The organism is Pseudomonas sp. JE3303 (genome assembly GCF_056312565.1).
The window spans coordinates 147,473-169,081 of record NZ_JBWGIF010000008.1 but is presented as its reverse complement, the minus strand read 5'-3'; the positions used below and the strand labels follow the sequence as shown (position 1 = coordinate 169,081).

Genomic DNA, 21,609 nt, shown 5'->3' with positions numbered 1-21,609 from the left:
CCTCGGGCATGCAAGCGAAGGGGCCCGCCACTTCCTGTAGCCAGATGTGTGCCGGGTTCGATGCATGGAGAACGCTTCAGGAAGGAAAGGATTTAGCGGATTTGCACGCCTGGGGCCTTCCCGCTGACCGCAGACCATACCCCTACCCTCTTGCAGGCACCCGCAACCAGACCCGCAAGCCATCATGGCCGCTCTCGAACCGCAAGCTGCCCGCACAGCGTTGCGCGATCGCCTGAACGATCGCCAGCCCCAGCCCGCAACCCCCACTCTGGCTGGTGCGCCAGAACCGTTCGGTCAGGTGCTGCAGATCATCCGCCGGGATCCCTGGGCCATGGTCCCGCACCAGGAAGCCCACTTGCCCGTCGGCCATCTGCACCTCGAGTTCCACCGGCTCACTCCCGGCGGTATGCCGCAAGGCGTTGTCGAGCAGATTGCGCAGGGCCGCCACCGCCAGGGGCGCCGGCATGCCAAGGTAGATTTCGGCGGCCTCCGCGGGCAGGCGCAGGGTAATGCGGCGCTTGTCGCCCCCGCCTGCGTCCTGCACCGCCTGCAAGGCGACCTGTTCGGCGCTGCAACGCACACCGTCGTCGAATGACAGGCTACCTTCGACCCGCGCCAGCATCAGCAACTGCTCCAGGGTCCGGTGCAGTCGGTCGGCGCCTTGTTCGGCGTGCTCCAGGGCCTGCTCGCGTACCGCGCCCTCAGTCATGCGCGCGACTTGCAGGTGGGTCTTGATGGCGGTCAGCGGGCTGCGCAGTTCGTGGGCAGCGTCGTCGGTCAGGCGCCGCTCGCGCTCCAGGGCCTGGGCGATACGCAAGAACAGCTGGTTCTGGGTCTCGAGCAGGGGCTGCAACTCGCTCGGCATGCCAGCCACCTGCAGCGGCTCGACGCTGTCGGCGCGTCGCTTGCGCAGGGCATCACGCATGCGGTTGAGTGGCTCGAGACCCTTGCCTAATCCAATCCACAGCAGGCCCAGGCTGCCAAGCAGGGCCATCACCACTGGTGCGGAGGCGGCCAGCAGGATCGAACGATTCAGGGCTTCGCGCTCCATATGGCGGTCGGCGGTGGTGATGCGCACGTCACCCCGTGTGTAGGTGAACGTGCGCCACAACGCGCCGTCGATGGTCTGGTCCTGGAAACCACTGCGCTCGGCATCCATCGAGCCGTCATGCTTGTGGTTGCTGGCAAGTATCTCGCCACGCAATGAGCTGACCTGGCACGCCATCCCGTCCGGCACGCTGAGCTGGTCGGCGGCGAACCGCGTCTCCCGGCCCTGGGCGGAAAGTGGCTGGGGCAGTTGCTCGATCAGTCCGGCCACCATTCGGGCCGAGGCCACCAGGCGCTGGTCCAGGGAAAACATCATCTGCTGGCGCAGGTCCTGCAGCATCCAGGCCGCGGCCAGGGCCCAGATGAACACAAAGGCACTCCCCAGGATCAGGCTCAGGCGCACCCGCAGGCTCACGATGACGCCCCCTGCGGTATCTGCGCCGCTCCCAGGCGGTAGCCCAAGCCGCGCACCGTCTCGACAATGCCGTTGCCCAGCTTGCGGCGCAGGTGGTGGATATGCACGTTGAGGGCGTTGCTCTCGACCTCGTCGCTGAAGCCGTACACGCAGTCCTTGAGCTGCTCGCTGCTCAGCACACGCCCGGGATTGTTGAGCAGTGCCTGGAGCAACGCCTGCTCACGCCGCGACAGGTCGACCGGCTGGCCGCCAAGGGTCGCGATGCAACTGCTGGGGTCGTAACGCAGCGGGCCATGCTCGATGACGTTCACCGCCCGGCCCACTGCGCGGCGTACCAGGGTATGCAGGCGCGCTGCGAGCTCTCGCAGGTCGAAGGGCTTGAGCAGGTAGTCGTCGCCCCCTGCCTGCAGCCCCTCGACGCGGTCGGTGATGGCGTCGCGGGCGGTCAGAATGAGCACCGGCAGCGTCTCGCCCTGCTGACGCAGGCGGCGCAGCAGCTTCAGGCCGTCCTCGTCGGGCAGGCCCAGGTCCAGCACCATCACGTCGAACTTCGCCGCCTGCAGTAGTGCCCGGGCCGCCGAGGCAGTACCCACCCGGTCGACGGTCAAGCCCTGGGCGGCAAGGCCTGCGCTGATGCCGCTGGCGATCAGGTCGTCATCCTCGCAAAGCAGGACGTGCATGAAGGAGCCTCCAAGGGAAAGGTGCATTGCACAGGCGAGCGATTAAGACAGGATTATGCCCCGCTACGCCCTCGCCGTCGCGGGCCCGGCGACCATCGCGCCGGCGTGGGTTAACCCTCGGTTAATCGATGCGCATCAGCATGAACGGCTCAACTGCACTGCCAAGGCGTCGACATGCGCGTTCTTTTTCTTTCACTGATGCTTCTGCTCGCCGGGCCTCTTCAGGCCAACCCTTTTTTCACGCAGCCAGACTTCCTGCCCGTGGACAAGGCGTTCGTGCTGTCCCATGAGCGCCTGTCCTCGGGCGAAGTGCGCGTGCATTTCACGATCAAGGAGGGCTACTACCTCTATCAGAAGCGCCTGAAGTTCGACGGCCTCGCCGCCGCCCAGCAGCCGATCCTGCCCGAGGCGCTCAATCACCATGACGAGTTCTTCGGCGACAGCCCGGTCTACCGCGGCGAGCTGGAGCTGGTGGTGCCTGGCAGCGCCAGCGGGCAGTTGCGCCTAGGCTGGCAAGGCTGCGCCGATGCCGGCCTGTGCTATCCGCCGCAGACGACCCTGATCGAGTTGGGCGCGAGTCCGACTGCAGGGGCCGCGGCCGAGCTCGCCAGCGACCAGACCCTGGCGAGCGGCCTGCGCGACGCGAGCCTCGCCTGGAGCCTGCTGGCATTCTTCGGCCTGGGCCTGCTGCTGGCGTTCACGCCGTGCTCGCTGCCGATGCTGCCGATCCTCGCCGGGTTGGTCCTGGGCAATGGCGCCAGTGCCCGGCGCGGCTGGCTGCTGGCCGGGGTGTATGTGCTGAGCATGGCGCTGGTATATGCCTCCCTGGGGGTGGTCGCCGCGCTGCTCGGCGCAAGCCTGCAGGCATGGCTGCAGCAACCCTGGCTGCTAGGCAGTCTGGCGGCGCTGTTCGTGCTCCTGGCCCTGCCGATGTTTGGCGCCTTCGAGCTGCAATTGCCGATGGCACTGCGAGACCGCCTGAACCGCGCGGGCCAAGGCACACAGGGCGGCAGCCTCTACGGCGCCGGGCTGCTTGGTGCATTGTCCGGGCTGCTCATGGGCCCCTGCATGACCGCGCCCCTGGCCGGCGCGCTGCTGTTCATCGCGCAGAGCGGTGATGTGTTGCAAGGCGCGCTGGTGCTGTTCAGCCTTGGCCTCGGGATGGGCGTCCCGCTGCTGTTGCTGGTGACCCTGGGCAACCGCTACCTTCCCCGCCCGGGTGCCTGGATGGATCGGGTCAAGGGGCTGTTCGGATTCGTGTTCCTCGGCATGGCGCTGTATACGCTGCGCAGCACGCTGGCGCCTTCACTGTTCCTGGGCCTGGCGGGTGCGTGGCTGATCGCCCTGGCATGGGCTGCATGGCCCGCGCTGCAACGCCTGCAGCCCTTGCGCGCGGTGCCGCTGCTGGGTGCGCTATGGGGAGGCCTGTTGCTGGTCGGCGCTGCCGCAGGCGGCAGCGATCCCTGGCAGCCGTTGCAGCCGTTTACCGCAGGCCCCGCCCCGGCACAGCCCATCCAGGCACACGACGCCTTCATCACGGTCAGCCAGCCTGAGGCACTGCAGCGTGAGCTCGACGCTGCCAAGGCCCGTGGCCAATGGGTGCTGCTGGACTACTATGCCGACTGGTGCGTGTCGTGCAAGGTCATGGAAAAGCAGGTGTTCGCCCGGGATGACGTGCAGGCAGGCCTGGCCGGGGTACACCTGCTGCGCCTGGATGTCACCGCCGATACAGCGGCAAGCCGCGCGCTGCTGCAGCGCTATGAGGTCCCTGGCCCGCCAAGCCTGATATGGATCGGGCCGGAGGGCGATGAGCGCCGGTCCAGGCGCATCACCGGCGAGACCGACGCCGCAAGCTTCATCCAACAGTGGACCCAGACACGGAGCCAAGGCTGATGCTGACCCTGACCCTCGGGCCATTGACCATGGCCCTCAACCACCTGCTGTTGCTGTGCGCGCTCCTGATCGCCAGCGTGGTCGGCTGGTGGGTCGGACGCCGCAGCGGACAGAATCCGGAATCGGCGTTGTTCAACCTGTTCGTGGTGGGCCTGCTCAGCGCGCGCGTGGGGTTTGTGGCGAACTACTGGCCGATGTACCGGGACGACCTGGCCCAGGTGATCGACCTGCGCGACGGTGGCTTTCTGCTCTGGCCCGGCGTACTGGCGGTAATGTGTGGCGCCCTCTGGTACGGGTGCCGGCATGCCGGCCTGCGGCGTCCGCTGGGCTGGGGACTGTTCAGTGGCGCACTGTTCTGGATCCTCGGCAGCCTGGCCAGCCATCTCTACAGCCAAGGCACGCAATTGCCGGACCTGACCCTGCGCAATGCCAGCGACCGGCCGGTTGCCCTGGCGCAATACCGGGGACGCCCGCTTGTGGTGAACATCTGGGCCACCTGGTGCCCGCCCTGCCGGCGGGAGATGCCGGTGCTGCAGCAGGCCCAGCACGAGCATCCGGACGTGACCTTCCTGTTCGTCAACCAGGGTGAAACGCCCCAGACGGTGGCCACCTTTCTCAACACCACCGGGCTGAACCTGGTCCACGTACTTTTCGACGGCAGCGGCCAGCTGGCCCGGCACGTCGGCTCCATGGCCCTGCCCACCACACTCTTCTACAACGCTGAAGGCCATCTGGTCGGCAGCCACATGGGCGAGCTGTCGCGCGCGAGTCTCCAGCATGCGCTGGAACCTCTGGAACGCCCCACGCCCTCCGCACAAGGAAAGCAATGATGCGCTTCACTCCCCTGCTGCCCCTGGCGTTCACATTGCTGGCCGCCCCCATCCTCCACGCCGAAGAGCTACCCAGGGCGATCCAGCAGCTGCAAGCCAAGGGCGCCGTGATCAAGGGCAGCTTCGATGCTCCCGACGGCCTGCGCGGCTACGCCGCCGAGTATCAGAACAACGGTGTCGCCCTGTACCTGACCCCCGATGGCAAGCATGTGCTGGTCGGCAGCCTGATGGACGAACAGGGCCAGGACCTCAGCGCTGCCCCCCTGGACAAACTGGTGTATGCGCCGATGAGCAAGGCGGTCTGGGCCAGGATGCAGACCTCTGCCTGGATCGCCGACGGCAAGGCCGATGCGCCGCGCACGATCTACGTGTTCAGCGACCCCAACTGCCCCTACTGCAATCTGTTCTGGCAGCAGGCACGTCCTTGGGTCGACTCGGGCAAGGTGCAGTTGCGGCACATCATGGTGGGGATAATCCGCGAGGACAGCCCTGGCAAGTCGGCAGCCCTGCTGGCGAGCAAGGACCCGGCCCAAGCACTTCATGCCCATGAGCAGGCAGGCAAGGCCAGCACGCTGACGGCACTCAAGCAGATACCCGAAGCAGTCCAGGCCCGGCTCGACGGCAACCTTGCGCTGATGGAACAGCTAGGGTTGGCAGCGACCCCGGCGATTTTCTATCAGGACGAGAATGGTCGGCTGCAAAGCCAGCAAGGCGCGCCCCGGCCAGAGATACTCGGGAAGATCATGGGGAAACAGTAGAACTCTGGAGCCGCCGCCTGCCACGGTGGCTCCAGTGCAGCCGCTATTTCAGATCCAGCCGCCGCAGGTGGCACGTGACCTCTTCGCGGTCGTGATACAGCTGCTTGCAAGCAATCGAAACCTTGACCTTGCGCGCCTTGAATCCTTCCTCGATACGGTCCAGCAACCGCCGGACCTCCGCATAGCGCTGCTTCATCGGCAGCTTGAGGTTGACCACCGCCTCACGGCACAAGCCCTCCCCCAGCCAGGTTTCGAGCAACGCCGCGCTGCGCGCCGGCTTCTCGACGATATCGCAGACCATCCAGTCCACCGTCTGCCGCGGGCGCCAGGTAAACCCGTCCGCCATCAGGTGCTGGACCAGGCCGGTGTCCATCAGGCTCTCGGCCATCGGCCCATTATCGATCGCGGTCACCAACATGCCGCGGCGCACCAGCTGATAGGTCCAGCCACCGGGAGCCGCGCCGAGGTCGACGCCGGTCATGTCGCCGGACAGACGATCTTCCCACTGGTCACGCGGGATAAACTGATGCCAGGCCTCCTCCAGCTTGAGCGTCGAGCGGCTGGGGGCTTCGCGGGGGAACTTGAGCCGGGGGATACCCATGGGCCACAGTGCTGAGTTGCCTGCTTCTGCAACGCCGACGAAGACCCGGCGACCGCTGATGAAGGTCAGCAGCAGGCGTGGGCCCGGGCCGCCGTCGACCAGCCGGCGGGCCTTCTCGAGCGCCTTGCGCAGCGGCACTTCGAACTTGCGGCAGAAGGTCGATAGCTCCTTGCCGTCGTTTGTGTCGACCACTTCCAGCCACAGGCTCGAGCACACCGGCAGATCGGCGAGATGAGCGAGCAGTACGCTGATACGGTCGGTTTCAGGCAGTTCGATGAAGCTGCCACGGGCCCACTGGCGCGGGAAGATCAACTGGGAGAAGCGCAGTTCACGCATCAGCCGTTCGGCGCCAGCGGCCTCGTTGCAGACGAATTCGGCGCAGGCGCTGTGCGGCTTGCCCTTGGCGTAACCGGCAACGCCCAGGCGAGCAGCGTGCTCGCTGATCTCGGCGCAGACTTCGCCCTCGAAGCCGGGCCGACAATGCATGAACAGGGTATTCATTTCTCACTCCACGACGGTTGGCGCGGATTCCGCCAACCTTGACCCGGTGCACAGGCATGCACCGGCAAAGCGGCAGATGATAAAGGAAGATCGGAACCTGCGACACGCCCCGCCGGTCCAGTATTGGGTTGGGGCCGGCAAAGCCGGTCTAACCTGACCATTTCAGCCAGGTCCGTGCCGTGCGGACCTCCACAGAGGCGGTGATACCGGCAACACCCAGAAAATTGTCGGCCACCGGCGCAGAAGGAGTTGGCAATGCCCTCGCTCGATAGCCTGAACACCCTCAAGACCCTGACCATCGCTGGCCGGCCGTATCATTACTTCAGCCTGGCAGAGGCTGCCCGTCAGCTCGGCGACCTGCAGAAGCTGCCCATGTCGCTCAAGGTCCTGCTGGAAAACCTGTTGCGCTGGGAGGATGGCAAGACCGTCACCGGCGACGACCTGCGCGCGCTCGCCGAATGGCTCAAGGCGCGCCGCTCCGATCGTGAGATCCAGTACCGCCCCGCCCGGGTGTTGATGCAGGACTTCACCGGCGTCCCGGCGGTAGTCGACCTGGCGGCGATGCGCGCGGCCATGGCCAAGGCCGGTGGCGACCCGCAGCGCATCAATCCGCTGTCGCCGGTCGACCTGGTGATCGACCACTCGGTGATGGTCGACCGCTATGCCAGCCAGCAGGCATTCGCCGCCAACGTTGACATCGAGATGCAACGTAACGGCGAGCGCTACGCCTTCCTGCGCTGGGGCCAGAGCGCCTTCGACAATTTCCGCGTGGTGCCGCCGGGCACCGGCATCTGCCATCAGGTCAACCTGGAATATCTGGGCCGCACCGTGTGGACACGTGAGGAGGATGGCCGCACCTATGCCTTCCCCGACACGCTGGTGGGCACCGACTCTCACACCACCATGATCAACGGGCTCGGCGTGCTGGGCTGGGGAGTAGGCGGCATCGAGGCGGAAGCGGCCATGCTTGGCCAGCCGGTGTCGATGCTCATCCCCGAAGTGATCGGCTTCAAGCTGACCGGCAAGCTGCGCGAAGGCATCACCGCCACCGACCTGGTGCTGACAGTGACGCAGATGCTGCGCAAGAAGGGTGTGGTCGGCAAGTTCGTCGAGTTCTACGGCGATGGCCTGGCCCAATTGCCGCTCGCGGACCGCGCTACCCTCGCCAACATGGCACCGGAATACGGCGCGACCTGCGGGTTCTTCCCGGTCGACGAGGTGACCCTGGAGTACCTGCGCCTTTCGGGGCGCCCGGATGAAACGGTGCAATTGGTCGAGGCCTATTGCAAGGAGCAGGGTCTGTGGCGCCTGCCCGGCCAGGAACCGGTGTTCAGCGATTCGCTGGGCCTGGACATGGGCGAAGTGGTCGCCAGCCTGGCGGGGCCGAAGCGGCCCCAGGACAGGGTCGCGCTGCCCGATGTGGGGAAGGCCTTCGACGGTTTCATGGGCCTCCAGCCCAAGCCGCAGAGCAAGGAAGTCGGCCGCCTGGAAAGCGAGGGCGGTGGCGGCGTGGCAGTCGGCAATGCCGACCAGGCCGGAGAAGTCAGCTTCGAGCATGGCGGCAAGCATCACTCGCTGCACGACGGCGCCGTGGTCATTGCCGCGATCACCTCCTGCACCAACACCTCCAACCCGAGCGTGATGATGGCGGCAGGCCTGGTAGCGAAGAAGGCCGTGGAAAAAGGGCTGCAGCGCAAGCCATGGGTCAAGAGTTCGCTGGCTCCTGGCTCCAAGGTGGTGACCGACTACTATGCGGCCGCCGGTCTCACCCCCTATCTGGACCAACTGGGCTTCGACCTGGTCGGCTATGGCTGCACCACCTGCATTGGCAACTCGGGGCCGCTGGACGACGCCATCGAGAAGGCCATCAGCAGCGCCGACCTCACCGTGGCCTCGGTGCTCTCGGGCAACCGCAATTTCGAAGGCCGGGTACACCCGCTGGTGAAAACCAACTGGCTGGCATCGCCGCCCCTGGTAGTGGCCTATGCCCTGGCCGGCAGCGTGCGCATCGACCTCTCCAGCGAGCCCCTGGGCACGGGCACCGATGGCGAGCCGGTCTACCTGCGTGACATCTGGCCAAGCCAGCAGGAAATCGCCGACGCCGTGGCGCGCGTCGACACGACGATGTTTCACAAGGAATACGCCGAGGTCTTCGCCGGTGATGAGCAATGGCAAGCGATCGAAGTGCCGCAAGCCGCGACCTATGTCTGGCAGGACGATTCCACCTACATCCAGCATCCGCCCTTCTTTGACGCCATTGGAGGCCCACCGCCGAGTATCGGCGACGTCGACCAGGCGCATATCCTGGCGCTGCTTGGTGATTCCGTGACCACCGACCACATTTCCCCGGCAGGCAACATCAAGGCCGACAGCCCGGCGGGCCGCTACCTGCGCGACAAGGGCGTCGAGCCCCGCGACTTCAACTCCTATGGCTCGCGCCGGGGCAACCATGAAGTAATGATGCGCGGCACGTTCGCCAACATCCGCATTCGCAACGAGATGCTTGGCGGCGAAGAGGGCGGCAATACCGTGCACGTGCCCAGCGGCGAAAAACTGGCAATCTATGATGCCGCCATGCGCTACCAGGCAGAAGGCACGCCATTGGTGGTGATCGCCGGCCAGGAATACGGCACCGGTTCCAGCCGCGACTGGGCCGCCAAGGGCACCAACCTGCTGGGGGTCAAGGCGGTTCTCGCCGAGAGCTTCGAGCGCATCCACCGCTCCAACCTGGTCGGCATGGGGGTCCTGCCCCTGCAGTTCACGTCCGGACAGAACCGCAAGAGCCTGGCCCTGACCGGCAAGGAGCGCGTCGACATACTCGGCCTGAGCGATGCGCACATCCGGCCCGGGATGAGCCTGCCCCTGCGTATCACTCGCGAAGATGGCCAGCAGGAGCAGATAGAGGTGCTCTGCCGCATCGATACGCTCAATGAAGTCGAGTACTTCAAGGCCGGTGGGATCCTGCATTATGTACTGCGGCAGTTGATAGCTGCCTGACCCTCCCGCCCTCCCGCTGCAGGGGCGGCTTGATGCCGCCCCTGCCCAGTAGTCCGCACAAATATTCCCTCAATAAAAACAAGGTTGTGCCGATACCTCTGGAAAGACCTGCGGATTGAACTACAGATGCGTAACAACCAACCGATTACTCAGCGCGAACGGACTTTCCCTGCCCAACAGCGGTTGATTTCCACCACCAACTCCAAGGGTGTGATCACCTATTGCAACGATGACTTTGTCGATATCAGCGGCTTCACGCGGGATGAGCTGATCCATGCGCCGCATAACCTGGTGCGTCACCCGGATGTACCGTCCGCGGTGTTCGAGCATATGTGGAGCACCTTGAAACAGGGCCAGCCCTGGATGGGCGTGGTCAAGAACCGCTGCAAGTCGGGCGATCACTACTGGGTAAACGCGTACGTCACGCCTGTGTTCGAAAACAACCAGGTCGCAGGCTTTGAATCGGTGCGGATCAAACCCACCGCCGAACAGATCCGCCGCGCCGAAGCGCTGTACCAGCGTTTGAACCAGGGCAAGCCTGCGGTGCCGCGCCGTGATCGGTGGCTGCCGGTACTGCAGGACTGGCTGCCGTTCATCCTGGTCAGCCAGATCGGTTTCGTGATCGGCAACTGGATTGGCCATTCCTGGGGCTTTGCCTTGGCCGCGGCGCTGTCCGTACCGCTCGGCCTGCTGGGCCTTGGCTGGCAGCAGCGCGGTCTCAAGCGCCTGCTGCGCCTGGCCGACCAGACTACCTCCGACCCGCTTATCGCGCAGATGTATACCGACAGCCGGGGCGTGCAGGCTCGCCTGGAAATGGCCATGCTCAGCCAGGACGCACGCATGAAGACCTGCCTGACTCGCTTGCAGGACAGCGCCGAGCACCTCAACGCGCAGGCTCGCCAGTCCGATACCCTTGCCCACAACAGCTCGACGGGCCTTGAGCGCCAGCGGGTCGAAACCGAGCAGGTCGCCGCAGCGGTCAACCAGATGGCCGCCACCACCCAGGAGGTGGCCAGCCATGTACAGCGCACCGCCGATGCCACGCAGCAGGCCAATCGGTTGACCAGCCAGGGCCGTGAAATCGCCGGTGAAACCCGCGCGGCCATACAGCGCCTGTCAGCGGCCGTGGGCGAAACGGGTCAGACCGTGACCCAGCTGGCCCGTGACAGTGATGAAATCGGCGGGGTGGTCGATGTGATCAAAGGCATCGCTGACCAGACAAACCTGCTGGCTCTGAACGCCGCCATCGAGGCCGCGCGTGCTGGCGAAATGGGACGCGGCTTTGCCGTGGTCGCCGATGAAGTCCGTCAGCTGGCCCAGCGCACGGCTGAGTCCACTGGTCAGATCCATGGCCTGATCGCCAAACTGCAGCAGACCGCCAGCAACGCCGTGCAGACCATGGAAGCCGGGCATCGCCAAGCCGAGGAAGGCGTGGCGCGGGTAATGGAAGCGGACCAGGCACTGGCCGGGATCAGCGATGCGGTTGCCAATATCACCGACATGACGACCCAGATCGCCGCTGCCACCGAGGAACAGACGGCCGTGGCGGATGAGATCAGCCGCAATATCACGACCATTGCCGAGCTGGCCGATCATACGTCCGAGCAGGCCCAGCATTCGGCGCAGCTCAGTGAAGAACTGACGCGTACAGCGACCAGCCAGTATTCGCTGGTGGAGCGGTTCAACCGGTAGCCACGCGGCTACCTTCCACCTACCACTCCAGGCTCAACCTGCTCTCGAAGCAGCGCTCATCGCCGGTCAGCGGATCCTTGAACCTGAGGCTCTTCGCCAGCAGCTTGAGCGGCCTGGAGTAGTCATCTTCGACCTTGCGCAGCTCGGGGTAGAACGGGTCGTTGCAGATCCCGGCACCCAGGGCGCTCATGTGGACGCGCAATTGATGGGTCTTGCCCGTCACCGGCGACAGACCATAGCGCCACCACTCGCCGTTGCGCTCGAGCACCTCGGCCACGGTCTCGCTGTTGGCGATGCCAGGCACTTCCTGCATGCGGAAGAAGGGCTCGCCGTGGACCAGCCTGCTCTTGTGCACCAGAGGAAACTCAAGCGCTGGCAAGGCACCGGCAATCGCCTGGTAGCGCTTGTCGATCTGGCGGTTGGGAAACAGCGACTGATAGGCGGAGCGACTTTGGGGGTCGGCTGAAAACAGCACCAACCCTGCGGTATGCCGATCGATCCGGTGCAAGGGCACCAGGTGCGGGTTGTCGAGACGGCGGATCAGGCGGCGCAGAAGAGTCTGCTCTACATACTCGCCTGTCGGCGTCACGGGCAGAAAATGCGGCTTGTCAGCCACCACCAGATGCTCATCGGCATACAGGATCGTCTCCTCTACCGGTATCGCCTTCTCGTTCGGCACTTCGCGGAAATAGTGGATTCTCAGACCCTGACGGTATGGCAGGTCGATGCTGATGGCCTGCCCCGATGCATCGAGCACACGTGCGCGGGCGATGCGGTCCAGCCACTGCTCGCGGCTGATGGCCTTGAAGTGATCGCACAGGCAATCAAGCACCGTCGCCCAGTTGCCGGGCGGCAGGCAAAGGGTGCTGGCCTGGTGACGTGCCGGATCGAAAGGGGAAGTCATGGCAAGGCTCGTGGAATCGGGCCGGGCATTATCCTCCAAAGGACGCCCGTTCAACCAGCGTGGGCGGCCATTTCGCTGTATTCCTTGAGCCAGCGCAGCACTTGCACAGCCTCCCACCGGCTGGGATCGTACAGGGCGTAGATAAGCCCCTCGTAGCCCACCACGTCGAGTGGCCGATGGTAGCCGGCGCGCTGGAACGACGCTTCGATCTCGGCGAAACAGGTATTGAAGTGCACCTTGCCAAATGGCGTCTTGCCCTCGGTGACCAGGCCGTCAAGACGGAGTTCGAGCACCGCATCGCGTAGCAGGTCGGGAGACATGCGATTGACGCTGTACTTCAGTTGTTCGACATTGACCATCATTCCCGCTCCACCCGCATACTGTATCGATATACAGTGTAGGGCGCGTCACCCATGCCGTCAAACTCCGGGTGACGACTTTCAGCGAAGGAAGGCCACTACCTGCTCCGCATCGAACGGCCAGCTCAGCTCCCCCCCCGTGTCGCAGCGGCGCAGCACCGGGATGGTCAGCGAATAGCGCTCGTACATCGCCTCGTGTTCGGCGATGTCGACCAGCTCCACCAGCAGGCCATGCTCGACGAACGGCATCAGCAGTGCCTCCGCCACTTCGCACAGGTGGCACCCCAGGGTACCAAACAGTTGGCATTCAGGAAGCATGGGCATGGTGTCCGCAGTGCCAGGGGATGGATACTCATTCTAGGTCCGGGCGGCGCGGGTTGCACGCCGGTCGGGTGCCGGCTCAGTCCTGGCTGGTGGCGCCGATGCGGTGGATCGACAGGTCCGCGCCATGAAACTCCTCCTCCTGGCTCAGGCGCAGGCCATGCAGCAGCTTGATCAGGCCATACACCGCGAAGCCCCCGGCCAGTGCAAGCAACACTCCGGCGACGCTGCCCAGCAACTGGCTGGCCAGGCTGACGCCACCTGACCCACCCAACGCGGTCTGGCCGAAAATCCCACAGGCGATCCCACCCCAGACCCCGCACATCCCGTGCAACGGCCAGACACCCAGCACGTCATCGAGCTTCCAGCGATTCTGCGCCGCGGTGAACGTCCAGACGAACAGCACGCCTGCGGCCAGCCCGGTCGCCAGCGCACCGACCGGATGCATCACATCGGAGCCGGCACAGATCGCGACGAGTCCGGCCAGCGGACCGTTGTGCAGAAACCCCGGGTCATTGCGCCCGGCTATCAGGGCCGCCATGGTACCGCCGACCATCGCCATCAGCGAATTGATCGCCACCAGGCCGCTGACGCCTTGAAGCGTCTGGGCGCTCATGACGTTGAAGCCGAACCAGCCGATGATCAGTATCCAGGAGCCCAGTGCCAGAAACGGGATGCTGGACGGCGCGAACGCCACCAGGCGCCCTTCCCGGTAACGGCCTCGACGAGGCCCCAGCAGCAATACCGCGGCGAGCGCCAGCCAACCGCCCATGGCGTGCACCACCACCGAACCTGCGAAGTCGTGGAAGCCTGCACCAAAACGTACCTGCAGCCACGCTTGCAAGCCCAGGTTGCCGTTCCACACCAGCCCCTCGAAAAACGGATAGATGAAGGCAACGATCAGCGCCGTGGCGCACAGCTGGGGCACGAAGCGCGCCCGCTCGGCGATCCCCCCGGAGATGATCGCAGGGATGGCGGCGGCAAAGGTCAGGAGAAAGAAGCACTTGACCAGCGCATAGCCGTGATCGGCCGCCAGCTCGCCGGCAGGGTGGAAGAACGTGACGTCATAGGCGACCCAGTACCCGACGAAAAAGTACGCCAGTGCCGAGACCGCAAAGTCACTGAGTATCTTCGACAGGGCATTGACCTGGTTCTTGTAGCGCACGGTGCCGACTTCGAGAAACGCGAAACCGGCATGCATCGCAAGCACCAGGATGGCGCCGAGCAGGATGAACAAGGTGTTGGAGCCATGGACCAGAGAATCCATTGCGCTGTGCATATGTTCCATTGAGGGCAGACCTGCAAAAAAGCACCACGACAGTTCAGAACTCCGCACATGGCACCGAATCGGTGCACAGTCGCTACCCTGCCAGGAAGAGCAAGAGGCAGAAAGGTACGGTTTCGACCGCGCCTGTCGTGGATCGCATCAAGGTTTATTGGGCTTCGCCGATGCTGCGCACCCTGATGGCGCTACAGCGTGCGGCCGTGCCCCACTCCGTAGCAAAGGCTGTACCATCACCCCGCAGTGAACCTTCCGTACACCTCAAGACTCGAAATAGCCACATACATTCACAGGGAGACACATATGGCCAGCAAATCGGCAAAGAATGCTCAAGAGATATTGGCGGCTGACTTCCAGGCCTTGGTGCGTGACACCGAAAAACTGCTCGCCGACACGGCGAACCTTGCGGGTGATCAAGCCGAAGAGTTGCGTGGCCAGCTCAACCAGAGCCTGCTGCGCGCTCGTGAAACCCTGCAGGTGACCAAGGAGTCGGTTCGCGAGCGAAGCGAAGTTGTCCTGATCGACGCGGAACAGTACGTGAAGGAAAACCCTTGGCAAGCCGTAGGGATCGCTGCGGGCGTGGGCCTGCTGGTCGGCTTGCTCGCCGGTCGGCGTTGAGGATCAGCCATGGACAATGACGCCCTCGGCATTGGCACCTCGAGTACCGGCAAGCGCTTGGGCGCCGCCGTACTTGGGCTGCTGCATGGCCATATCGAACTGCTTGGAATCGAACTGCAGGAGCAGAAGGCACGTACGTTGAGCCTGCTGCTGTTTGCAGGCCTGGCCCTGGTGTTCGCCCTTCTGCTGCTCACGGCGCTTTCCGGGTTGCTGCTGGTCATGCTGTGGGACAGCTATCGCCTGGCCGGGATCATCGGCCTGTGCGTGTTCTACGGATTGGCAGCCATCTATTGCGGGTTGCGCCTCAAGGCAGCGGTATTCGACGAATCCTCGCCGTTCAATGCCACCCTCGATGAAATCGCCAAGGATCGGGAGCGCCTGTTGCCATGAGCCTGCACGACCTGCCTACCGGCGCCAACCGCCGCGAAATGCGCAAGACCCTGATCCGCCTGCGCCTGGAGATGCATCGCCAGGAAATCCGCAATGAGTCCGCACAGTTGCTCAGCCCCATCAACCGCCTGCGCGGGATGGGCAACTCGCTGCACGACGGGCTTGGCGTCAAGCACGCTCCGCTGTGGGGCATCGGCGCGGTCGTCGCGCTGGGCTTTCTCACCGGCAAAGGCGTTCGCGGTGGCCACCTCCCCCGTCTGTTGCAGCTGGGCAGCAGCCTGGCGCCGCTGATTCGTGTGTTCATGCAAGGTGGCGGCCGCCACCGTTGACCCGGAAAACGGCAGCGCCCGCCGCTTGCGCGGGCGCTGCCGAAACGGGAAGCTATGACGATCCACCCCATGGGAGATCCAGCATTGGATTGGCATACCCTGCTTACCCGCGAACGCCTCGGCAAAGCCCTGTACAGTCCCGAAGAGCTTGGCCGCAGCCCCTTTCACAAAGACCATGACCGCATCATCTTCTCCGGCGCCTTCCGCCGTCTGGGACGCAAGACGCAGGTCCATCCGGTTTCCAGCAATGATCACATCCATACCCGTCTGACCCACTCGCTGGAAGTCAGCTGTGTCGGCCGTTCCCTTGGCATGCGCGTGGGCGAAACCCTGCGTGACCGCCTGCCGCAGTGGTGCGAACCCAGCGACCTGGGCATGGTGGTGCAGTCTGCGTGCCTGGCCCATGACATTGGCAATCCACCGTTCGGACATTCGGGCGAGGACGCCATCCGCCACTGGTTCCAGCAAGCGGCCGGCCGCGGCTGGCTGGATGCAATGAGCGATGACGAACGGGCTGACTTTCTCAATTTCGAAGGCAATGCCCAGGGTTTCCGGGTATTGACCCAACTTGAGTATCACCAGTTCGACGGCGGTACGCGCCTGACCTATGCCACACTGGGCACCTACCTCAAATATCCCTGGAGCTCACGCCACGCCGATGCGCTTGGCTACAAGAAGCACAAGTTCGGCTGCTACCAGAGCGAAGCGCCGTTGCTGGAGCAGATCGCCGGCAAGCTGGGACTGCCGCAGGTAGACGAACAACGCTGGGCGCGCCATCCCCTGGTCTATCTGATGGAAGCGGCGGATGACATCTGCTATGCCCTGATCGACCTGGAAGACGGCCTGGAAATGGACCTCCTGCACTATGCCGAGGTGGAGTCGTTGCTGCTCAGCCTGGTCGGCGACGACCTGCCTGACACCTACCGCCAGCTAGGGCCGGATGATTCCCGGCGGCGCAAGCTGGCCATCCTGCGCGGCAAGGCCATCGAGCACCTCACCAATGCCGCGGCCAGGGCGTTTGTCGAGCAGCATGATGCGCTGCTCGCCGGCACGCTGCCTGGCGACCTTGTCGAGCACATGCATGGCCCCGCCAAGCGCTGCGTGCTACAGGCCAAGGACATGGCGCGCAACAAGATCTTCCAGGACAAGCGCAAGACCCTGCACGAGATCGGTGCGTACACCACGCTGGAGATCCTGCTCAACGCCTTTTGCGGCGCCGCCCTGGAGCAGCACGGCGGGCGTGTACCATCGTTCAAGAGCCGTCGCATTCTCGACCTGCTGGGCAACAACGCACCTGACCCAGGCGGCTCGCTGTACAGCGCGTTCCTGCGAATGATCGACTTCATCGCTGGCATGACCGACAGCTACGCGACCGAAATGGCCCGGGAAATGACTGGCCGTTCGAGTCCTGTCTGATATCCGCTGCTGTCACGGCGGAGTTCCTTCTCCTGCCGTGGCTGCGTTGGTTCCACAATTCAAATGAGAAACTTCCTACGCACGCGTAATGGGGATAAACACTGGTATAAACATTACCAATAAGCAGTTACTCAACAACGGTTGACAAAGTTCAGGCATAGGAGATTGCGTAATACTACGGCCTTTATTGTGTGAGTCTTTTCTTTTATAGAACTTACCACCTCTCCGCCTCGTGCCAGCAGACTTTCAAGTGCGATAAGGTGCGGCTCTGTTTCTGACACCTGCCGCCTGGAAAGTTGATTATGCATTCCGTATTTATCGTGGACGATCACCCTGTCATTCGCCTGGCTGTACGCATGCTGCTCGAGAACCAGAGCTACAAGGTCATAGGAGAGTCGGACAATGGCGTCGATGCCATGCAGATGATTCGCGAAGTCAGGCCTGACCTGGTCATTCTCGACATCAGCATCCCCAAGCTGGACGGGCTGGAGGTACTTTCACGCTTCCAGGCAATGGCCATGCCGCTCAAAGTACTCGTGCTCACCGCCCAGTCTCCAGCCCTGTTCGCCGTGCGCTGCATGCACTCAGGTGCCGCCGGCTACGTATGCAAACAGGAAGACCTGAGCGAGCTGCTGAGTGCTATCAAGGCAGTGCTGTCGGGCTACAACTATTTCCCAAGCCAGGCGATCAAGCCGGGGCAGGATGGAAACTGCAGCCATGACCTGGAGCTGTTCCGCAAGGTCAATGACCGCGAACTGATGGTGCTGCAACTTTTCGCCCAAGGACGCAGCAACAAGGAAATCGCCAAGGGCATGTTTCTCAGCAACAAGACCGTCAGCACCTACAAGAAGCGACTCATGCAAAAGTTGCAGGCCGAGTCTCTGGTCGATCTGATCGACATGGCCAAACGCAACGCATTGGTGTGATCCCGACCATGCGCAGGCGCATCGCCCGCGGATGCCTGCTTTCCCTGTGGCTGTTCGCGGCGGGCGCGCCGGCCGCTGGAACCGGCCAGGCGGCTACCTATACCTTGCTGGCCCGCTCCAGTGAAGCCCCCTCCCCGCTCCCGCTGACCACGGAACAGCGGCGCTGGCTTGCAGGCAAGCAGGCGCTGCTGCTGGGGACCTCGGCGCCAGACTATCCACCCTTCGATATCACCGCGGGAAACCGCGACTACCAAGGCCTCACCGCTGACTACGCCGGCCTGATCGGCGCCGCGCTGGGCCTGCCCATCAGGGTCGAGCGCTTCGCCTCACGCCAGGAAGCGGTCGATGCGCTGATCCAGGGTCGGATCGACCTGCTGGGCAGCGCCAACGGGTTCGAAGCAGCCGATGACCAGGTCGTGCTGTCGCGCCCGTATGCGATCGATCAGCCGGTGCTGGTCACCCGCGAGGACGAGAATCGCCCCTTGGACATGGGGCTGGAGGGGATGCGGTTGAGCATGCTGTACCACTATCTGCCGCTTGATGAAGTACACGCTGCGTACCCCAAGGCGACCCTGCTGTCCTACCCGTCCTACCAGAACGCGCTCAATGCCGTGGCCTTCGACGAGGCCGATGTGTTCATCGGCGATACCATCTCCACTCATTACCTGATCAACCAGGGTCATCTCCCAAACATAAAGATGGCCAACTTTGGCAAGCATGAGCCCGTGGGCTTCAGCTTTGCCGTGCAGCGTGACAACAAGGTGCTGCTGGGCCTGCTGGATGCCACGCTCGACCGCCTCTCCAGTGCCACCCGCGAAGACATCTTCAAACGCTGGAGCGCCGGCAGCGCCAGCCTGCTCACCGACCGCAAGCTGCACCTGTCGCCGCGCGAGGAGCGCTGGCTGCAAAACCACCCGACGATGCGGGTGGTCGTCAACGAGAGCGCGGCGCCGCTGACCTTCTTCGACAACCATGGCAACTTCAGGGGCATCAGCGCCGACCTGCTGGAGCTGATCCGCCTGCGCACCGGGCTGCGTTTCGAGATCCAGTCCGCCTCGGGGGTAAGCGACATGCTCAAGCAGGTTCACGAAGGGCGAGCCGACGTGATCGCGGCCATTTCCTCTGGCGGAGAACGTAGTTCACTGCTGAACATCAGCCGCCCGTATCTGGAAAACTCCTACGTTCTGGTCACTCGCACGGGAAAGGCACAGCCAGCCTCGCTCGAGCAGCTGGCCGGACGCAGCATCGCTGTCACTCGCGACAGCCCCATGACCGAACTGCTGGCCACGCACTACCCGCACATCCAGCAATCAGTGACGGAAAGCGCGTTCCACTCCTCCACTCTGCTTGCCAGCGGTCAGGTCGATGCCGCGGTCATGGCGCTGATCAACGCCAACTTCGTCGTAGCCAGCAACACCGGATTGACGATTCGCAACAGCGTGGGCGCCGAGCCTGCCACCTTCTCAATGGCCACCTCGAAACAGGCGCTCGAACTCGCCTCGATCCTCGACAAGGCATTGCTGAGCATCTCCCCCGAGGAGCTGGGCGTGATCAACAGCCGCTGGCGCGGCTACAGCTCCCATGACGATGCCTATTGGCAGACCTATCAGCAGCTGATCCTGCAGGTGGTCATCGGCACCAGCCTGATGCTGCTGCTGTCATTGGTCTGGAATGCCCGGCTGCGGGGGCAGATCAAGCAACGCCAGGCGGCCGAGCGGGCCCTCAATGACCAGCTCGCGTTCATGCGCGCCCTGCTCAACGGAACACCTCATCCCATGTATGTACGGGATCGCGATGGCTGTCTGCAAAGCTGCAATGACAGCTACCTCGAGGCGGTCAAGGCCCGGAGCGAAGAGATCATCGGCAAGCGCCTGTACGACAGCCTTTTCACTCACGGCGACGTGACCCGGCAGATCGAGGCTGACTACGGCAAGGTGATGGCTCACGGCAAACCGCTGATTCAGGACCGCCCCCTGCGGCTGCACGGCCGCGAACTGACGATCTACCACTGGATACTCCCCTACTACGACTCACTGGGCGAAATACAGGGCATCATTGGTGGCTGGATCGACATCAGCGACCGGCGCAAGCTGGTCCAGGACCTGAGTCTGGCCAAACAGCAGGCAGACGATGCGAACCGGGCAAAGAGCACCTTCCTGGCAACCATCAGTCACGAGATCCGCACTCCGATGAACGCCGTCATCGGCATGCTGGAGCTGGCCCTCAAACGGGCCGAACAGGGACTCGCCGACCGCTCGGCCATCGAGGTCGCCTACCACTCGGCCAAGGACATGCTCGGCCTGATCGGCGATATTCTCGACATCGCACGCATCGAATCCGGTCACATGACACTGGCCCCCGAGCCGGTCTCCCTGGATGAGCTGGTGGAGTCGGTCGGCAGGGTTTTCGACGGCCTGGCGCGCCAGAAGGGTTTGCTGCTGGAGCTGCTGATCGAACCTTCATCACGCCGCCAGGCCCTGCTCGATCCCCTGCGCTTCAAGCAGGTGCTGTCCAATCTGGTCAGCAATGCCATCAAGTTCACGGAGCAAGGCTATGTCCGCATCCATCTGGATGTGCGCGATGCTGGAACCGGCCCGATTCTGGACCTGGAGGTCTGTGACAGCGGCATCGGCATTCATGAACACGATCAACCCTGTCTGTTCAGCCCGTTCGCCCAGGTAGACCCGCATAGCGATACCGGACGAAGCGGCACCGGGCTTGGCCTGGTGATCAGCCGCAATCTGTGCGAGCTGATGGGCGGGGAATTGAAACTCGACAGCCTCCAGGGGGTGGGGACCCGGGTCCGGTTGCTGATGCCGCTGCAGGACGCAGACCCGTCTTGCGCCGTTGCGCCGCTGCTGCCTCGGCAGCAGGAACCCGACCCAAGGCTGCGGGTGCTTGTGGTCGATGATCACCCGGCCAACCTGCTGCTGATGGCCCAGCAACTGAGCTACCTGGGCCTGTACCAGCATAGCGCGGGCAGTGGCGAGGAGGGACTTCGCGCCTGGCGGCAAGGTCGTTACGACGTGCTGATGATCGACTGCAACATGCCCCACATGAGTGGCTACCAGCTGGCCGCCGCGGTGCGCTCCGAGGAGCGCAGCTCACGACGCACTCCCTGCACGATCCTTGCTCATACCGCCAATGCCCAGCCCGAAGTGCGCCAGCGCTGCCTGGATGCCGGGATGGATGACTGCCTGCTCAAGCCCATCGCCCTGCAGGCCCTGGGCGAACGTCTGGCGGTCGTACCCTGCAGAAGCCCCTCCGCCAGCGGCCCTGCGGCACCCTTCGATCTGCAAGGCCTGAGCGTCATCGTAGGCGACAGCCACAGCGCTCGCGGCGAACTGCTGGCGGCCTTGCGCCAGAGCCTGGGAGAGGACTTGCGGATGCTGCTGGCCATCGATCCGGACAGCAACGCGGACGCACTGAGAGATCAGGCGCACAAGATCATCAGCGTGGCACGGATGGTTGAGTCTGCGCCCTTGGAGCACGCATGCGGCGAACTGCAGGCAGCTTGCCTCCAGGAGCTGCCACCGGCCCTGCTCAGACAGTACCGTCAGCGCGTGGCACGGCAGATGCGGCGTACGGAAAACGCCCTCGCCCGGCAACTGAACCGCGAGGACCCCAGGTAGGGCGCAATGCCACATGGC

At 64.1% G+C, this 21,609-nt stretch carries 18 protein-coding genes; 11 read left to right on the top strand and 7 right to left on the bottom strand.

What is annotated here, in order from left to right; all coding sequences use genetic code 11:
• Positions 1 to 142 precede the first annotated feature (142 nt).
• Both AC0ZZU_RS13325 and AC0ZZU_RS13320 read right to left on the bottom strand, forming a co-directional pair.
• Positions 143 to 1,462 carry an ATP-binding protein gene (locus tag AC0ZZU_RS13325; RefSeq protein ID WP_476341271.1) on the bottom strand — a complete coding sequence of 440 codons (1,320 nt, stop codon included), beginning with the start codon at positions 1,460 to 1,462 and terminating at the stop codon, positions 143 to 145.
• Entirely contained in the window at positions 1,459 to 2,142 is a 684-nt protein-coding gene (locus AC0ZZU_RS13320) for a response regulator (protein WP_476341270.1), read from the bottom strand. Before AC0ZZU_RS13320 ends, AC0ZZU_RS13325 begins: the two co-directional genes overlap by 4 nt.
• A 174-nt stretch (positions 2,143 to 2,316) precedes the next feature.
• On the opposite strand from AC0ZZU_RS13320, the gene dsbD reads away from it, so the two are divergent.
• From dsbD to dsbG, 3 genes are read left to right on the top strand one after another with little or no spacing between them, the layout of a single operon-like run.
• Positions 2,317 to 4,035: a protein-disulfide reductase DsbD gene (gene dsbD, locus AC0ZZU_RS13315; protein ID WP_476341269.1), complete on the top strand. Its 1,719-nt coding sequence runs from the start codon at positions 2,317 to 2,319 to the stop codon at positions 4,033 to 4,035.
• Positions 4,035 to 4,865 (top strand): TlpA family protein disulfide reductase, encoded by an 831-nt coding sequence (locus tag AC0ZZU_RS13310; protein ID WP_476341268.1) that lies wholly within the window; start codon positions 4,035 to 4,037, stop codon positions 4,863 to 4,865. The genes dsbD and AC0ZZU_RS13310 overlap by 1 nt, the downstream gene beginning before the upstream one ends.
• On the top strand, positions 4,865 to 5,623 hold the full coding sequence (dsbG, locus tag AC0ZZU_RS13305) for a thiol:disulfide interchange protein DsbG (RefSeq protein ID WP_476341266.1): 759 nt from the start codon (positions 4,865 to 4,867) through the stop codon (positions 5,621 to 5,623). Before AC0ZZU_RS13310 ends, dsbG begins: the two co-directional genes overlap by 1 nt.
• Positions 5,624 to 5,666: 43 nt before the next feature.
• Here dsbG and rlmM read toward each other — a convergent pair whose 3' ends face one another.
• Positions 5,667 to 6,725, bottom strand: coding sequence for a 23S rRNA (cytidine(2498)-2'-O)-methyltransferase RlmM (gene rlmM / locus AC0ZZU_RS13300; RefSeq protein WP_476341265.1), 1,059 nt, complete (start codon positions 6,723 to 6,725; stop codon positions 5,667 to 5,669).
• Positions 6,726 to 6,980: 255 nt separating this feature from the next.
• Here rlmM and acnA point away from each other — a divergent pair, with 255 nt between their 5' ends.
• Both acnA and AC0ZZU_RS13290 read left to right on the top strand, forming a co-directional pair.
• Positions 6,981 to 9,722 (top strand): aconitate hydratase AcnA, encoded by a 2,742-nt coding sequence (acnA, locus tag AC0ZZU_RS13295; RefSeq protein WP_476341264.1) that lies wholly within the window; start codon positions 6,981 to 6,983, stop codon positions 9,720 to 9,722.
• 126 nt (positions 9,723 to 9,848) lie between these two features.
• Positions 9,849 to 11,414: a methyl-accepting chemotaxis protein gene (locus AC0ZZU_RS13290; protein ID WP_476341262.1), complete on the top strand. Its 1,566-nt coding sequence runs from the start codon at positions 9,849 to 9,851 to the stop codon at positions 11,412 to 11,414.
• Positions 11,415 to 11,433: 19 nt separating this feature from the next.
• Here the strand turns inward: AC0ZZU_RS13290 and AC0ZZU_RS13285 are convergent, their stop codons facing one another.
• The 4 genes from AC0ZZU_RS13285 to AC0ZZU_RS13270 all read right to left on the bottom strand — a co-directional run bounded on the left by AC0ZZU_RS13285 (position 11,434) and on the right by AC0ZZU_RS13270 (position 14,286).
• The gene (locus AC0ZZU_RS13285) at positions 11,434 to 12,318 is read right to left on the bottom strand and encodes a pseudouridine synthase (RefSeq protein ID WP_476341260.1); all 885 of its coding nucleotides are present in this window, start codon (positions 12,316 to 12,318) and stop codon (positions 11,434 to 11,436) included.
• Between the two features lie 50 nt (positions 12,319 to 12,368).
• Positions 12,369 to 12,677: a transcriptional regulator gene (locus tag AC0ZZU_RS13280; RefSeq protein ID WP_476341455.1), complete on the bottom strand. Its 309-nt coding sequence runs from the start codon at positions 12,675 to 12,677 to the stop codon at positions 12,369 to 12,371.
• An 81-nt stretch (positions 12,678 to 12,758) separates the two neighbouring features.
• Positions 12,759 to 12,995 (bottom strand): glutaredoxin family protein, encoded by a 237-nt coding sequence (locus AC0ZZU_RS13275; RefSeq protein WP_476341259.1) that lies wholly within the window; start codon positions 12,993 to 12,995, stop codon positions 12,759 to 12,761.
• A gap of 82 nt (positions 12,996 to 13,077) precedes the next feature.
• Positions 13,078 to 14,286, bottom strand: a complete 1,209-nt coding sequence (locus tag AC0ZZU_RS13270) for an ammonium transporter (RefSeq protein WP_476341257.1) — start codon at positions 14,284 to 14,286, stop codon at positions 13,078 to 13,080.
• Between the two features lie 297 nt (positions 14,287 to 14,583).
• On the opposite strand from AC0ZZU_RS13270, the gene AC0ZZU_RS13265 reads away from it, so the two are divergent.
• The 6 genes from AC0ZZU_RS13265 to AC0ZZU_RS13240 all read left to right on the top strand — a co-directional run bounded on the left by AC0ZZU_RS13265 (position 14,584) and on the right by AC0ZZU_RS13240 (position 21,591).
• The gene (locus AC0ZZU_RS13265; RefSeq protein WP_476341255.1) at positions 14,584 to 14,898 is read left to right on the top strand and encodes an ElaB/YgaM/YqjD family protein; all 315 of its coding nucleotides are present in this window, start codon (positions 14,584 to 14,586) and stop codon (positions 14,896 to 14,898) included.
• Positions 14,899 to 14,907: 9 nt separating this feature from the next.
• Positions 14,908 to 15,288 carry a phage holin family protein gene (locus tag AC0ZZU_RS13260; protein WP_476341254.1) on the top strand — a complete coding sequence of 127 codons (381 nt, stop codon included), beginning with the start codon at positions 14,908 to 14,910 and terminating at the stop codon, positions 15,286 to 15,288.
• Entirely contained in the window at positions 15,285 to 15,617 is a 333-nt protein-coding gene (locus AC0ZZU_RS13255; RefSeq protein ID WP_476341252.1) for a hypothetical protein, read from the top strand. The genes AC0ZZU_RS13260 and AC0ZZU_RS13255 overlap by 4 nt, the downstream gene beginning before the upstream one ends.
• A gap of 84 nt (positions 15,618 to 15,701) precedes the next feature.
• A complete protein-coding gene (locus AC0ZZU_RS13250) occupies positions 15,702 to 17,033 on the top strand; it encodes a deoxyguanosinetriphosphate triphosphohydrolase (RefSeq protein WP_476341251.1) in 1,332 nt (443 codons plus the stop codon).
• A gap of 302 nt (positions 17,034 to 17,335) precedes the next feature.
• On the top strand, positions 17,336 to 17,959 hold the full coding sequence (locus AC0ZZU_RS13245; RefSeq protein WP_476341249.1) for a response regulator: 624 nt from the start codon (positions 17,336 to 17,338) through the stop codon (positions 17,957 to 17,959).
• A gap of 8 nt (positions 17,960 to 17,967) precedes the next feature.
• Positions 17,968 to 21,591, top strand: coding sequence for a transporter substrate-binding domain-containing protein (locus tag AC0ZZU_RS13240; protein ID WP_476341247.1), 3,624 nt, complete (start codon positions 17,968 to 17,970; stop codon positions 21,589 to 21,591).
• Positions 21,592 to 21,609: the final 18 nt, after the last annotated feature.

Bases quoted from the DNA above. Each gene is read 5' to 3' on its own strand.
- AC0ZZU_RS13320 (WP_476341270.1), bottom strand. From the start codon at position 2,142: ATGCACGTCCTGCTTTGCGAGGATGACGACCTGATCGCCAGCGGCATC.
- dsbD (WP_476341269.1), top strand. From the start codon at position 2,317: ATGCGCGTTCTTTTTCTTTCACTGATGCTTCTGCTCGCCGGGCCTCTT.
- AC0ZZU_RS13310 (WP_476341268.1), top strand. From the start codon at position 4,035: ATGCTGACCCTGACCCTCGGGCCATTGACCATGGCCCTCAACCACCTG.
- dsbG (WP_476341266.1), top strand. From the start codon at position 4,865: ATGCGCTTCACTCCCCTGCTGCCCCTGGCGTTCACATTGCTGGCCGCC.
- rlmM (WP_476341265.1), bottom strand. From the start codon at position 6,725: ATGAATACCCTGTTCATGCATTGTCGGCCCGGCTTCGAGGGCGAAGTC.
- acnA (WP_476341264.1), top strand. From the start codon at position 6,981: ATGCCCTCGCTCGATAGCCTGAACACCCTCAAGACCCTGACCATCGCT.
- AC0ZZU_RS13290 (WP_476341262.1), top strand. From the start codon at position 9,849: ATGCGTAACAACCAACCGATTACTCAGCGCGAACGGACTTTCCCTGCC.
- AC0ZZU_RS13285 (WP_476341260.1), bottom strand. From the start codon at position 12,318: ATGACTTCCCCTTTCGATCCGGCACGTCACCAGGCCAGCACCCTTTGC.
- AC0ZZU_RS13280 (WP_476341455.1), bottom strand. From the start codon at position 12,677: ATGGTCAATGTCGAACAACTGAAGTACAGCGTCAATCGCATGTCTCCC.
- AC0ZZU_RS13275 (WP_476341259.1), bottom strand. From the start codon at position 12,995: ATGCTTCCTGAATGCCAACTGTTTGGTACCCTGGGGTGCCACCTGTGC.
- AC0ZZU_RS13270 (WP_476341257.1), bottom strand. From the start codon at position 14,286: ATGGAACATATGCACAGCGCAATGGATTCTCTGGTCCATGGCTCCAAC.
- AC0ZZU_RS13265 (WP_476341255.1), top strand. From the start codon at position 14,584: ATGGCCAGCAAATCGGCAAAGAATGCTCAAGAGATATTGGCGGCTGAC.
- AC0ZZU_RS13260 (WP_476341254.1), top strand. From the start codon at position 14,908: ATGGACAATGACGCCCTCGGCATTGGCACCTCGAGTACCGGCAAGCGC.
- AC0ZZU_RS13255 (WP_476341252.1), top strand. From the start codon at position 15,285: ATGAGCCTGCACGACCTGCCTACCGGCGCCAACCGCCGCGAAATGCGC.
- AC0ZZU_RS13245 (WP_476341249.1), top strand. From the start codon at position 17,336: ATGCATTCCGTATTTATCGTGGACGATCACCCTGTCATTCGCCTGGCT.
- AC0ZZU_RS13240 (WP_476341247.1), top strand. From the start codon at position 17,968: ATGCGCAGGCGCATCGCCCGCGGATGCCTGCTTTCCCTGTGGCTGTTC.